This window comes from Streptomyces sp. V1I1 (assembly GCF_030817355.1).
In the GTDB taxonomy this organism is placed as follows: domain Bacteria; phylum Actinomycetota; class Actinomycetes; order Streptomycetales; family Streptomycetaceae; genus Streptomyces.
Map to the genome: position 1 here is coordinate 740,683 of NZ_JAUSZH010000001.1, position 12,792 is coordinate 753,474.

Genomic DNA, 12,792 nt, shown 5'->3' on the forward strand with positions numbered 1-12,792 from the left:
GGGCCGGGGCGCCGTCGACGACGACGCGGCCCGGCGTCCGGCCGATGGTGTCGGGCTCGTACGGGTCCTCGGGCTCGTACGCGACGCGACGACAGCCGAGTCCCTCGCGCCCCTACCGCCTGCCGTGCCGCTCCCGGGTTTGGGCAGGCCGCCGCGCCGGTGGTCAGCGCGGCGGCCTGAAAGGGTGCGACTGCCTCCGGCCCCTACGGAGCCTGGAGGTCGATCAGTTCGGCCAGCGCCTCCTTGTGACGTCCCGGCGTGCCGAGGGCGATCTCGTCGGCCTTGGCACGCTTGAGGTAGAGATGCGCGGGATGCTCCCAGGTCATGCCGATTCCGGCGTGCAGTTGAACGCACTCCTCCGCGGCGTGCACGGAGACCCGGGAGCTGTACGCCTGCGCGACGGCCACCGCCAGAGGGGCCTCTGGGCTGCCGGTGGCAAGGGCGTCGGCGGCGTTGCGCGCCGCGGCGCGGGCCGAGACGACCTCGAGCCACATCTGCGCCATACGGTGCTTGAGCGCCTGGAAGGACCCGATCGGACGGTTGAACTGGTGCCGCTCTCGGGTGTGACGGACCGTCTCCTCCAGACACCACTCGGCGAGTCCCAGCTGCTCGGAGGCGAGCAGTCCGGCCCCGGCAAGCAGGCCGCGGCGTACTGCCTGCTCGGCGGTTGCCGCGTCCGCGAGGCGCGTTGCCTGCGCGGTGTCGCCGACGGTGACGGCGGCGAGCGGACGGGTCAGGTCGAGCGGGGTCTGCGCCTCGACGGTGACGCTCGCCTTGTCGACCGCGTACAGCCCGTCGGACTTCAGTACGAGCAGCACATCGGCGACGGCGGCGTCCGCGACCCCGGTGATCCTGGGTGCGTCGACGGGAAGCGGCCCGTGCGGAGAGGCCGACAGCGGCACGGCAAGTACGGCAGACTTGCGGCCGGTCGCCAACTCCTCGATCAGGCCGCCCACTTCGGGGGCCTGAACGTCAAGGGCGAGCAGCGTCTCGGTCGCGATCACCGAGCTGGTGAGGTACGGCGCGGGCGCGACGCTACGGCCCAACTCCTCCAGAACCACCGCGGCCTCCCGGTGCGAGGCGCCCTGCCCGCCGAGCTTCTCCGGTACGAGAAGGCCCGCCGCGCCTATGTCACCGGCGAGCGCCTTCCACAGTTCGGCGTCGTACGGCGCGCCCGCCTCGGCGCGCACCAGCACCGACGCGGTGTCGCCGCGGTCGGCGAGCAGGGAGCGTACGGCGGCGCGCAGGTCGTCCTCGGCCTCGGAGTACAGCAGATCGGTCATCGAGCCAGGTCCTTCCAGGCGACGTCCTTGTCGTTGCGCGGCTCGGAGGGCAGACCGAGTACGCGTTCCGCGACGATGTTCAGCAGCACCTCGCTGGTGCCGCCCTCGATGGAGTTGCCCTTGGAACGCAGATAGCGGTAGCCGGCGTCGCGCCCGGTGAAGTCGACGAATTCGGGGCGGCGCATGGTCCAGTCTTCGTACAACAGGCCCTCTTCGCCGAGGAGTTCCACCTCCAGACCGCTGATCTCCTGGTTGAGGCGGGCGAAGGCGAGCTTCATTCCGCTGCCCTCGGGGCCGGGCTGTCCGGCGGCGAGCTGCTGGCGCAGCCGTTCCCCGGCCAGCCGGGCGACCTCGGCCTCCACCCACAGGGTCAGCAGCCGCTGGTGCACATCGTGCGTGCGCAGCTCGGGGCGTTCGCGCCAGGTCTGCGCGATCGGGCCGATCATGCCGCCCTCGCGCGGGATACGACTGCCGCCGATCGAGACGCGCTCGTTCATCAGGGTGGTCTGGGCGACCTTCCAGCCCTCGCCGACCTCGCCGAGCCGGTGCGCGTCGGGTATCCGCACGTCCGTGAGGAAGACCTCGTTGAACTCCGCCTCACCCGTGATCTGGCGCAGCGGCCGCACCTCGACGCCGGGGTCGGTCATGTCGCAGATGAAGTACGTGATGCCGCGGTGCTTGGGCAGATCGGGGTCGGTGCGGGCGATGAGGATCGCCCAGCGGGCCACGTGGGCGCTGGACGTCCACACCTTCTGCCCGTTGACCACCCAGTCTCCCCCACTCTCGGCTTCGCTCGAGCGGGAGGTGCCCCCATCCTCTCGTACCGCGCGGGTGCCGAGCGCGGCCAGGTCCGACCCCGCGCCGGGCTCGCTGAAGAGCTGGCACCACACTTCCTCGCCGACCCACAGCGGCCGCAGGAAGCGCTGCTTCAGCTCTTCGGAGCCGTACTTGAGGATGGTCGGCGCGGCCATGCCGAGGCCGATGCCGATACGGCCCGGGTCATTGTCAGGCGCGCCCGCGGCCGTCAACTCGGCGTCCACGACGGCCTGCAGGGCGCGCGGGGCGTCGAGTCCGCCCAGCCCCTTCGGGTAGTGCACCCAGGCGAGGCCCGCGTCGAAGCGTGCCTTCAGGAAGTCCGTACGGTCCGTGTCGGCCGGAGGGTGTGCGGCGAGCAGCTCCTTGGTACGGCTGCGCAGTTCGGAGGCGTCCGTCATCGGCTCTCTCCTTCCGGGATGACGACCAGGCGGCCGGTGGTGGTGCCGTCGGCGACCCGCTGGACGGCGTCGGCCGCGTCCTTCATGGCGACGCGTCCGCTGATCAGCGGCTTGATGGCACCCTCGGTGGCGAGCTTGGTCAGCTCTTCGTGACAGCCGAGGATCGCCGCCGGATCCATCTGGTTGTACAGCCCCCAGTGGAGGCCGACGATCGAGTAGTTCTTCACCAGGGCGTGGTTGAGGCCTGGGCTGGGGATGGTGCCGCTGGCGAAGCCGACGATCACGATCCGGCCCTCGAAGGCAATGCACTTCACGGACTTGGCGTAGGCGTCGCCGCCGACCGGGTCGTAGACGACGTCCGCGCCGCGGCCGCCGGTGGCCTCCTTGACCGCGGCGACGATGTCGTCCTCGCGGCGGTCGATGACGACGTCGCAGCCGAGCTCCCGTGCGGTGCGCGCCTTGTCCGCGCCGCCGACGACGCCGATGACGCGCGCGCCGGCCGCCTTGCCCAGCTGGACGGCCGCGCTGCCGACGCCGCCCGCCGCCGCGTGCACCAGCAGGGTCTCGCCCTCCTGGAGGTGGGCGCGGCGGTGCAGACCGAACCAGCCGGTCTGGTAGCCGATGTGCAGGGCTGCCGCCTCGGCGTCGTCGAGTGCATCGGGTGCGGGCAGCACGGCCGCGGCGTCGGCGACGACATAGTCGGCGAGTCCGCCGTTCGGCAGCGCGGGGTTGGCGATCACGCGGCGGCCGTCCTCGGTTTCGCCGCAGATCTCCACGCCCGGCGTGAACGGCAGCGGCGGCCGGATCTGGTACTGGCCGCGGCAGAGCAGCGCATCGGGGAAGTTGATGTTCGCGGCACGGACCCTCAGCAGCAACTGCCCCTCGCCCGGCGTGGGCCGCTCCACCTCTTCGAGCCGCATCACCTCGCTCGGCTCGCCGTTCCGGTGCACTCGCCATGCCTGCATTTCGGGGCCCTCCACAAACCGTAGGCAGTACCACGCTCAGTCGCATACTAAGCGGTCGCTTGCCTGCTCGGGAAGACCTCTCTCAGCCACGTTTGGGCCTGGCCCGCACATGCATCCGTTCGCCCTGCGGGCCGAACAGGCTCAGAAACTCCACCGGCCCCTCGTCCGTCGGGCCGAACCAGTGCGGCACACGGGTGTCGAACTCCGCCGCCTCGCCGGCGCCGAGCACCACATCGTGGTCGCCGAGCAGCAGCCGCAGCCGGCCGGACAGGACGTACAGCCATTCGTACCCCTCGTGCGTGCGCGGCTCCGGCTCGCCACTGCCGGGTTGCTGCACCACCTTGTACGCCTGGAGGCCGCCCGGCTGCCGGGTGAGCGGCAGCATCGTCCTGCCGTGCCGGACGATCGGCTTCGACCGCACCCGCGGATCACCGACCGGCGGCGCGCCGACCAGCTCGTCGAGCGGCACCTGGTGAGCCCGGGCAATGGGCAGCAGCAGTTCCAGGCTCGGCTTGCGCCGCCCCGACTCCAGCCGGGACAGGGTGCTCACGGAGATCCCGGTCACCTCCGAGAGCGCACCGAGCGTGGCTCCGCGCTCCCTTCTGATTCTGCGGAGCCGCGGCCCCACCTCGTCCAGTACGGCGTCCAGCCGTGCGTCGTCGTCCATGGATCTATTTGCCTAAACGGCAACGTGGTTTGTCAATCCCGCCGGCCCGGAGCGGCGGTCGGTGTCGGAGGTGGTCACAGATGTACGACGTAGTGGTGATCGGCGGCTGAACCGCGGGCCTGAGCGCGGCACTGATTCCGGGGCGCTCGCGACGCCGCGTCCTGGTGGTGGACGCGGGCGAGCCCCGCAACCCGCCGACCGCGCACACGCACGGCTATCTGTCGCGGGACGGGATTGGCCCGGCGGTGCGCGGCGCGGGGGCGTGAGGGGTGTGCGGCGCGGGGCCGCCGGGCGCGGGCCGGTGCCGCGGGTGCGGGGCGTGCAGCGTCGCGCGGCCGACGGCCCGCTCAGGCGTCCCCGCGGGCGAGGGCGAGCAGCCGGTCCAGCACGCGGGAACCGCTCGCCCGCACCCCGTCGTGCTCGTACTCGTCGGTGACCCAGGTGCGCAGTCCGCGGATGGTGCGGGCGGTGCGCAGCGAGTGCTCCGTGTCGACGTACATGTCGTCGTGGTAGACGGCCGCGGCGACCGGAACCTCGTTGGCGGCGAGCCTGGCGGGGTCGTACAGCGGGGTCCAGTCGGTGCGGGCGGCCAGCAGTTCAGCGATCTCGCGCAGCGGACGCAGCACGGGGTCCACCTCGAAGTGCCAGGGGTGGACGGTCTCCCCGGTGAACAGCAGCGGCCCGTCGCCAGCCAACGTCTTCGCCGCGTCGAACTGCGGGAATTCGGCGCGTACCCGCTCGGCGGCCCAGGCGGTCGGCTGTGCGCCCTGGGCGTAGATCGCCTCGTGCAGCACGGCGTACAGCGGGTGTGCCGCGTGCGAGAGGGTGGCGAGCATGCCCTGCTGGAAGGCGTCGGAGAGTTCGTGGCCCTGTCCCGTACGGACGAAGGCGTCTTCGAGCAGATAGTGCAGCTGGTGGCTGCCGTCGCCGCCGCCGAGCAGGATCCCGAGGGACTGGAAGGCCTCGGGCGTGAGGGTGTAGCCGCCGGGCAGCACGGGCCGGTACTCGGCGAGGTGCTCGGCGATGCGGCGGGCCCGTCGCACATCCTGCGGATAGCGGTCGTAGTGCGCCTCGACCTTGCGCTGAATGCGGGGGTACGCGGCCCGGTAGACGTCATCGGCGGGGGCGTCCAGGGCGGGCAGACCGCCGGTGACGATCACCGTGCGCAGTCCCTCGGGGGCGGTGGAGAGATAGTGCGTGGCGCAGAATCCGCCGAAGCTCTGGCCGAGGACGGTCCAGGGCGCGCCGCCGGTGACCTGCTGTCTGATGGTCTCGCAGTCGCGCACGATGCTGTCGGCGCGGAAGTGGGCGAGGTGCTCGGCCTGGGCCTGTGGTCCGCCGCGCAGCGGCAGGGTCTGCCGGTTCTGGGGTGTGGAGCGGCCGGTGCCGCGCTGGTCGAGGAGCAGTACGCGGTACTCCTGCACCGCCCGCCCCAGCCATGCCTGCTTGCCGATGAAGCGGCGGGCGCCGAAGCCGGGGCCGCCCTCCAGATAGACCAGCCAGGGCAGATCCGCGCCCGCCCGCGCGCTGGAGACGACCTCGCGGCCGTAGATCTCCAGTTGCTCCCCTGTCGGGTCGGCGTGATCGAGCGGGACGGTGAAACGCCGGTCCTTGAGGACGACTCCCGGTTGGCGATAGCTGGTCAATGCTGCTCCTGTCTCCGTGCGCCCCCGCCCGCCCATGGGATCACACGGGCGGGCGGGAGACGTACGGAACCGGGTTCAGCTCGTCGGGAAGTCGTCCGGGGTCCTGGCGCGGTCACGGACCCAGACGCCGGCAGGCTTGAGCGGCCCGGTGCCGGTCCAGGGACCGTTGTTGTCGCAGGTGCCGCCCTTGAAGACGGCGCCGGAGCGGCTGTCGTCGGAGTAGTTCCAGTTGGACCAGCTGATCTTCTTGCTCGCCATCAGATCGATGTACTGCTGGGCTCTGGTGAAGTTGTTGCCGCCGTCGCCGGATGCGGTCTGGGTGCCGAACTCGGTGACGAACATGGGGAGTTTGTCGGCGGCACGGGAGAGGGTGTTGAGGTATTCGGTGCCGTGCGATGCCGCGTAGAAGTGGAACGTGTACATGATGTTGGACGCGTTGACCGGGCTGTTCACGATCTCGGTCTCGTCCGAGTCCTCGGAGACGCCGAGGGAGGACCAGGCACGGGTGCCGACGAGGACGGGCGTGTCCGGGTCGTTCTGCCGGATGACCGGGATGAGCTGCTCGGCGTAGCTCTTGATCTTCGACCAGCTCACGCCGCTGGGCTCATTGGCGATCTCGTAGAGCAGGTTGTTCTTGTTGGCGTGACGCTGCGCGATTTCGGTGAAGAAGGTCTTGGCGCGGGAGAGGTTGTAGTTCGGGTCGCCGGGGCTGAGCATGTGCCAGTCGACGATCGCGTACATGCCGCGCGCGGTTGCCTGCTCGATGATCGAGTGGACCAGGTCGGTGAACTTGCGCGGGTTGGTCTCGTAGCCCCCCTCCTGGATGTACATGGAGATGCGCAGGACATCGGCGTTCCAGTCGGTGGCCAGGGCGTCGAGCGAGCCCGAGGTCACGCACTGGCTGTACCACTGAAGTCCGTGGGTGCTCATGCCGCGCAGCTGGATGGGCTTGCCGTACTGGTTGCACAGCTTGGTACCGCACACCTTGAGCTGCCCGTTGATCTCGACGGGGGACTTGCCGCCGGGGGCGGGGCCGCCTGCGTCGATCGCGAGATGGTCCACGTTGGGGCCGCCATTGGCGGTGGTGGCGGTGGCCCGGACGGTGTTGGCGCCGGCCTTGAGATTCGCGGTGATGGTGGTCGTCGTCCAGGTGGTCCAGGCGCCGGTGCCGGGGAAGGCGCGGGATGTGGCCGCGGCGGCGCCGTTGACGGTGATGTCCATCGCACGGTTGGTGGTGGTGCCGTTGGCGTAGCGGATGGTGAGCGACGCGCTGCCCGCCTGGGCGGCGTTCACCGTCCACTGGACGTAACTGCCAGTGTTGTTGTTGTAGTTGACGAAGCCGGTGCCGGTGAAGCCGGTGTGGTTGGACTCCACGACTCCTTGCGAGATGACCGCGTTCTCGGCCTCGTGGGTGACGGCAGCGGCGGGGGCTGCCGCCGGGGCATCGGACGCTGTGGGGGCGGCCGGGGCGGTGGGTGCCGCGGTGAGGCCGAGGAGCAGGGCGGCGCTGAGCGTGCCGACGCCGCCGAGCGAGCGTAACCAGAACCGTGCCGGTCTCATGGGGGTCTCCGTTGCCTGGGCTGGTGGTGCGGACTCACTTCAAGGACTGGAAGGAAACTTTCCTAACCGGCTGGAATAGCAGCGTCGGCCCCGTCCCGCAAGGGGCATGACAAGAATGATCGGCGACGGCGGTGAGATCGGACGCGCCGTGCCGCCGTGGTGCTGAGGAGTGAACGCCCGCTCCGGGCAGGCGTGGCGAGGTGAGGACCACAACGTACGGAGCGCTTGCTGTCTGCGGCGTCGGCTACGGTGCTGGGTGTGGTGATCACCGGAGGGGACACAGCGGCGCCGGGGACCGCGCTGCTGATCGCGGCCGCGCCGGTCGGCAAGGGGCGTCTGATCGACGCGAGTTCCGTGCTGCCCGCGCTCGCGGCCGTCCCGCCCAGCGCGCTGACCGGCACCCCGGCCGCGACGGTGATCGAGCTCGCCGATCCGCTCGACCCGCAGACCGTCCTGACCCGGATCCGGGCGACGGCGGCCGCGGAGGGGCCGCTGTTCCTGTATATCGCCGGCCAGCTCCAACTCGACCGTAAGCAGCGGCTGCTGCATCTCGGGCTCGCCCGCACCACGCCGACGACCATGCGTTACACGGCGCTCCCCTGGCACTGGCTGATCGCCGAAACGGCGATCCGGCCCCCCGGCACCACGACCGTGGTAGTCGACCTGGTCGCCGACGCCGAGGCGTGGCAACAGGTCGCGTCGCAGGGCCTCGCCCTGGGGCGCGGCACCCGTCTGTACGGGCGCGTCGCCCCGGCACCGCAGCGGCGGGGCTCGGCGACGCCCGACTATCTGAAGGCGTGCGCCGCGATCTGGCGCAGTGGAGCACGGCCGGACCTGGCCGCGCTGCACGAACAGGCCGCGGCGCGGGCCGGCGGCGATGAGGCGCTGCTGCTGACGGCCGGCACGCCCGCGGCCGAACAGCAGGCGGCGGCCGCCTGGAGACCGGCTACGCAGGTCGCGGCCCCGCGGGTCGCACCCCCGCAGGCCGCGAACGCCCCGAGCCCGGTTACGCAGGTCGCGGTCACGCGGCAGGCCACGACCCCGCGGGTCGCGACCGCACAAGCCCTCCCCTCGCCCGACGACCCGCATCCGGCGATCCTCGCTGCCGCGCAGGCCGGGCGGCACAGCGAGGCCGCCGCCGCTGCCGCCGCCTGGGAGCAGCAGGAGCTGCGGACCCACGGCCCCGGATCGGTGCAGGCGATCCACTGGCTGGAAGTACGCGCCGATCTCGCCCGGCTCGCCCGGGATCCGGGCCTCAGCTGCCAGCTGTGGATGGCCGCCGCCGAAGCGCGGCTGACGCGTCGGCAGGCCCCGGACGACCCGGACGTCGAAGGCGCGGTCGACCGCGCCCATCACCAGTGGGAGCAGATCCGGGACCTGCCGCGGGCGCGGGCGCTCGCGCCGAGTCTCGTCAGGCTGCGCCGCAGCGTTCCCGGCCGTCAGCGCGGGGCGCTGCAAGTGTTGCAACGGCGGCTGGAAAGCCTGCACTCGGGGGGCCGCCCGGCCTAGCTACGCGCCTGTGGACCGAAGCCGAACGCCTCACTGGCGTCGCCCTGCCCGCAGCCGTTGTCTGAGGCGACCCCACAGGTGCCAGTACGCAGGCGCTGCTCCAGCTCAGCGCCGCCACCCTCCCCGCGGCCTGGCCCGTGCCCCGTCTCGCCCCCTCCGCACAGGCAATGCTCCGACGAAAACTCTGCTCGATCGGGGGAGCCCGTACCCCGTTCGCACCATCAGTGGGCCGCAGCTTAAGCACTGGCCAAGGCTCGCGGTCATCGCGGCCCCAGAGCTGCTGCCCCCGGGCAGTACATGCTCGGCATCCCGGCGAATTGCCGGTCCGCACCTGCCCGCCCTACGAGTCGGCCGGGGCACGGCACGCTGCCCGGCTCGGCATGCGGCGTGCGGCCTGCCGGAGCACCCTGGTCCTGGAGCTGCCTGTCCCCCCGGCCGGCAGCCGGGCAGGAAAGGGTTGGCAGATGTTCGCGAGGCTGAGCACCTATGAGGGGTCACCAGTTCCTGCGGAGGGAGACCTGACCGCGAACTGGGAGGCGATTCTCAATCAGATCCAGGAAGTTCCCGGCTTCCGTGGCGTGTTCTACCTCGTTGACCGAGCCTCCGGGAAGGCCAAGTCGCTGACCTTGTGGGATGACAAGCAGGCCATGCAGGCCAGCGAGGACCGGGGAACCCGGCTCCGCGAGGAAGTCGCACACCGGGAAGGCCAACAGGTTGTCTCGGTCGAACGCTTCGAGGTGGGATTCAGTCACGTGGAGCCGTAACAGAACGACAGCCGTTCAGCCCTCGGCCGACAGGTCAGACAGCCGCTGCACAGCAGGGTTCTCACCCCTCATCGCACTGCCGGCGGGAACCTACACAGCAAGGATCAGGACGCAGCGGCGCGCCGGACCCTGGACGTCGTCGCACGTCATGGATGCTCGCTCATCGGGTATACGAGTGCCTGGATCCGTTTTCGATCGCGGCCGAGATGGGTTCCTCCGGCTTGCTGACGCACCCCGGGGAGCGGTGTTGAGCCATTCGTGTTGTGATCGATGGCGGAGGACACAACGCTGAAGAGGCCAGGAGGAAATCATGGCTGAGAAGCTGCGAGCCCGAGACATCATGTCCGGCAGCGTGCAGTGCGTCGGTGCGCACCAGTCGCTGTTCGAGGCGGCGAAGATGATGCGCGATCTGGACGTCGGTTGCCTGCCCATCTGCGGCGACAACAACAAGCTCACAGGCTTGATCACCGACCGTGACATTGTCGTCAAGTGCTGCGCCGAAGGCGTCGACCCGGCGACCGTGCAGGCCGGCTCCCTCAATGCCAAGGTGCACTGGATCGATGCCGAAGCGGACGCCACCGAGGTCCTGACGACCATGGAGGAACACCAGATCAAGCGGCTGCCGGTGATCGACGTCCAAGGTGGCCACCGTCTGGTCGGCATGATCACGGAGGCCAATCTCGCGAAGAACCTGAGCGACGAACAAATCGCGGAGTTTGCGAGCCGCGTGTACTCGACTGCTCGGATGTCTGGTCAGTCCGGAGGCTGAGGCGACTCTCCGACTGGCGTTCTGCTCGACGATCGCTGCCGACGCGTCCACTCAGCAGCCTGCATCTCCCGCAGGCGTGAGTGGACCCCTGCCTGCTTGATTACGAGATCGCCATCCGTGATCCCGGGGGCGTGGCAATAGTGCAGCAACGGCCTGATGTGCCGGTGTCGTCCGCTCGGTGTTCCTACGCCGAGATCGGCGAGGCCTCTCGGGACCTCAGTGACGGCTACCAGTCCTTCTCGATGCCACCCATCTTGGCGCCGGCGAGGACGCTCACGCGGCCCGTGTCGTCGTACACGTCCTGACGCCACTTGGCGAACGCATCAGCCACCCGCTGCATGTCCTCAGACGTTCCGGAGCCCGCCTGCATCCTGATCTCCGCCTCATTGGTGTCCCCCACCTTGCGGATGATGACCTTGCCGGCCATCGGAGCCACTACGTCGTCGGTCCTGACGCTGTTCGAGGCGAGGTAGTCGCGGAAGTCGGCCTTCGCGTCGTACCAGCCCGCCATCTCCTCCTCGGATGTCAGAACCGGCTCGCCGTCGCCCTCGGTCGTCAGATCGGGCTGTTCCGCTCCGGACTCGTCGGTCGTCTCATCCGTGCTCCCCTCGGCCGCTCCCGACCGCCCCTGGACGCCACCGTCGTCGGCCACCACTGCACCCGGCTCCGGCCGCTCCTGTCCGCACGACACCAACAGCCCACAGCAGAGCAGGACCACCGCTGTCACGGCACCCGCGCGGCGCACACCTTGGCCCCTCGTCATCAAGACTCTCCCCCATTCACTTACTGTTCCCCGCAGTCCAGATGCGTACAGCGCCGGTTCCGTTCCACGCGCGGGCCGAGGCCACTGATGAAGGCACTCAGTGGACGACGGTGTAGCTGCGCCACGAGGGGGCGCGTGGCGCGATTCGGTCGGACGTCGTCGTCGCCAGATACGTCGTCTCATCCCCGGAACAGTCGCGGTTGGGATACAGGACGATGTCGACCAGCGTGTTGTTGGTGACCTCAGTCGCGCCGGTGGACCCGAGTCGGTGGCAGCCCTTGACCGAGGGGTTGGACACCATCACGTGGCGGTCCCCCTCGGTCTGGTAAGAGATGGTGCCCACCGCGTCGCGGCCGAGGCCGGAGCAGCCCGCAACGGCGATGGACAGGAGCGCTGCCCCGGCGACAACGCCGAGGCGCCGGTGATCGGTCACGGACATGGGCAGTCCCCGTCTGTGCGGAAAGTCCTGGTGGAGGCCACCCTGCCGGGTTCCCGGCGGGGCGGCATCCGGTGAGCGGCCGGCCGGGCTACAGCGCCGTCGCGGCCGACTCACCTTCGGTGTGGTGCTCAGCGAGGGTCGCGCCCGATCAGACCGAGCAGCCGGTCCTGCAGCGGGGCGCCCTCGGGGACCGACACCTCCGGGCCGAAGACCTTCACGCCCGGACCGAACGCTTCCGGCGTGCGCAGCATCTCCAGCACTTCCTTCGGAAGCGCTGAGGTGGACGACCACATTCGCTCGACGTCTGCGGGGTCCATCGTGTCGTCCTGCCCGGTGGCTCGGGCGAGGTCCCACCCGTGAAGCACCATGTCGTCGCTGATGACCTGGTCGATCTGCTGCTCGACCGTCATACGGCCGTTGGGGGTGTCGCATTCCGTCCCGGCGCTCTCGGGGTCGTCGAGCACGGCTTGGATGTCGGCGCGGGCGGACTTGAAGGCTCCCAGCGGGTCGTCCTTCAGCAATGGTGCAGGGCTGAGAGAGCGGTCGAGGGGGCGCAGCATCACTGCGTGCATGTCGAGGATGTGGCCCACGACGTCCCGGGCCGTCCAGTCCTCACACGGTGACTGGTTGGACCACTGATCGGGCCCCGCGGCGGCGACCTTGCGCTCGAAGGCATCGGCGTGTCGGCGGTAACGGTCGGCGATCGCGTTCATGTTCCTTCTCAATTCCTTCGGGCGGGCAGGGATTGGAACGGTATTGAGGGTGCAGCAGTTGGACTGAGGCCGTGGCCAAGACTCATCGGTCGAACGGCAGAACTTGTGAGTGCGACGGTCGCGGGGAAAGAGGACGCCGGGGCGCGGGATCCGGCCGCTGGTCGGTGGCGTGACGCGTGATAGTCCCCGGACCGAAGCTCAGGATTGCCCTCGTCCCGCCGACCGGCACCTGCACCCGTGACGTCGGAGCTCACCAGACGTTGACCAGGTCATGAAGAAGCGAAGCATGGCCGCTGTTGCGTCTCTCGTCACCGGCGTCGTGGCATCCCTCATCGCCCCCTCCCCCAGCGCGCACGCCGACACGCTCGACAACCCCTTGGGGCTGCCGCTCACCGTGCCGACCGTCATGGACGGATCCCTTGAAGATGTCGAGGAAGTCCTCTCGGCCGAGTAACCGAGCCACTGCGACCGCCAACGCCGACTCGAGGAACCGGTACGTC

13 protein-coding genes and 1 pseudogene are annotated in these 12,792 nt (G+C 70.1%); 5 read left to right on the top strand and 9 right to left on the bottom strand.

Going from position 1 to position 12,792, the window contains the following annotated elements; all coding sequences use genetic code 11:
• Positions 1–203: 203 nt before the first annotated feature.
• From QFZ67_RS03735 to QFZ67_RS03750, 4 genes are all read right to left on the bottom strand, one after another.
• The gene (locus QFZ67_RS03735; protein WP_307659643.1) at positions 204–1,283 is read right to left on the bottom strand and encodes an acyl-CoA dehydrogenase family protein; all 1,080 of its coding nucleotides are present in this window, start codon (positions 1,281–1,283) and stop codon (positions 204–206) included.
• Entirely contained in the window at positions 1,280–2,497 is a 1,218-nt protein-coding gene (locus QFZ67_RS03740) for an acyl-CoA dehydrogenase family protein (protein ID WP_307659644.1), read from the bottom strand. Before QFZ67_RS03740 ends, QFZ67_RS03735 begins: the two co-directional genes overlap by 4 nt.
• Positions 2,494–3,462 (bottom strand): NADPH:quinone oxidoreductase family protein, encoded by a 969-nt coding sequence (locus tag QFZ67_RS03745; RefSeq protein WP_307659645.1) that lies wholly within the window; start codon positions 3,460–3,462, stop codon positions 2,494–2,496. The genes QFZ67_RS03740 and QFZ67_RS03745 overlap by 4 nt, the downstream gene beginning before the upstream one ends.
• An 82-nt stretch (positions 3,463–3,544) precedes the next feature.
• Positions 3,545–4,129, bottom strand: coding sequence for a helix-turn-helix domain-containing protein (locus tag QFZ67_RS03750; RefSeq protein WP_307659646.1), 585 nt, complete (start codon positions 4,127–4,129; stop codon positions 3,545–3,547).
• An 80-nt stretch (positions 4,130–4,209) separates the two neighbouring features.
• On the opposite strand from QFZ67_RS03750, the pseudogene QFZ67_RS03755 reads away from it, so the two are divergent.
• Positions 4,210–4,374 (top strand): annotated as a pseudogene (locus tag QFZ67_RS03755) (FAD-binding protein); the annotation flags it as partial.
• A 102-nt stretch (positions 4,375–4,476) separates the two neighbouring features.
• On the opposite strand, the gene QFZ67_RS03760 reads toward QFZ67_RS03755, so the two are convergent.
• Positions 4,477–5,775 (bottom strand): alpha/beta fold hydrolase, encoded by a 1,299-nt coding sequence (locus tag QFZ67_RS03760; protein WP_307659647.1) that lies wholly within the window; start codon positions 5,773–5,775, stop codon positions 4,477–4,479.
• Between the two features lie 75 nt (positions 5,776–5,850).
• Positions 5,851–7,335, bottom strand: a complete 1,485-nt coding sequence (locus QFZ67_RS03765; protein ID WP_307659648.1) for a cellulase family glycosylhydrolase — start codon at positions 7,333–7,335, stop codon at positions 5,851–5,853.
• Between the two features lie 249 nt (positions 7,336–7,584).
• Between QFZ67_RS03765 and QFZ67_RS03770 the strand changes: the two genes are divergently transcribed.
• The 3 genes from QFZ67_RS03770 (at position 7,585) to QFZ67_RS03780 (ending at position 10,377) form a co-directional block, all read left to right on the top strand.
• On the top strand, positions 7,585–8,844 hold the full coding sequence (locus tag QFZ67_RS03770) for a hypothetical protein (protein WP_307665719.1): 1,260 nt from the start codon (positions 7,585–7,587) through the stop codon (positions 8,842–8,844).
• Positions 8,845–9,308: 464 nt separating this feature from the next.
• Entirely contained in the window at positions 9,309–9,608 is a 300-nt protein-coding gene (locus tag QFZ67_RS03775) for a hypothetical protein (protein WP_307659649.1), read from the top strand.
• A gap of 310 nt (positions 9,609–9,918) precedes the next feature.
• Positions 9,919–10,377, top strand: coding sequence for a CBS domain-containing protein (locus QFZ67_RS03780; protein WP_307659650.1), 459 nt, complete (start codon positions 9,919–9,921; stop codon positions 10,375–10,377).
• A gap of 226 nt (positions 10,378–10,603) precedes the next feature.
• Here the strand turns inward: QFZ67_RS03780 and QFZ67_RS03785 are convergent, their stop codons facing one another.
• The 3 genes from QFZ67_RS03785 to QFZ67_RS03795 form a co-directional block, all read right to left on the bottom strand.
• Positions 10,604–11,140, bottom strand: coding sequence for a hypothetical protein (locus QFZ67_RS03785; protein ID WP_307659651.1), 537 nt, complete (start codon positions 11,138–11,140; stop codon positions 10,604–10,606).
• Between the two features lie 97 nt (positions 11,141–11,237).
• On the bottom strand, positions 11,238–11,579 hold the full coding sequence (locus QFZ67_RS03790) for a hypothetical protein (RefSeq protein ID WP_307659652.1): 342 nt from the start codon (positions 11,577–11,579) through the stop codon (positions 11,238–11,240).
• Between the two features lie 128 nt (positions 11,580–11,707).
• Positions 11,708–12,292, bottom strand: a complete 585-nt coding sequence (locus QFZ67_RS03795) for a TIGR03086 family metal-binding protein (RefSeq protein ID WP_307659653.1) — start codon at positions 12,290–12,292, stop codon at positions 11,708–11,710.
• A 286-nt stretch (positions 12,293–12,578) separates the two neighbouring features.
• Between QFZ67_RS03795 and QFZ67_RS03800 the strand changes: the two genes are divergently transcribed.
• The gene (locus QFZ67_RS03800; RefSeq protein ID WP_307659654.1) at positions 12,579–12,746 is read left to right on the top strand and encodes a hypothetical protein; all 168 of its coding nucleotides are present in this window, start codon (positions 12,579–12,581) and stop codon (positions 12,744–12,746) included.
• Positions 12,747–12,792: the final 46 nt, after the last annotated feature.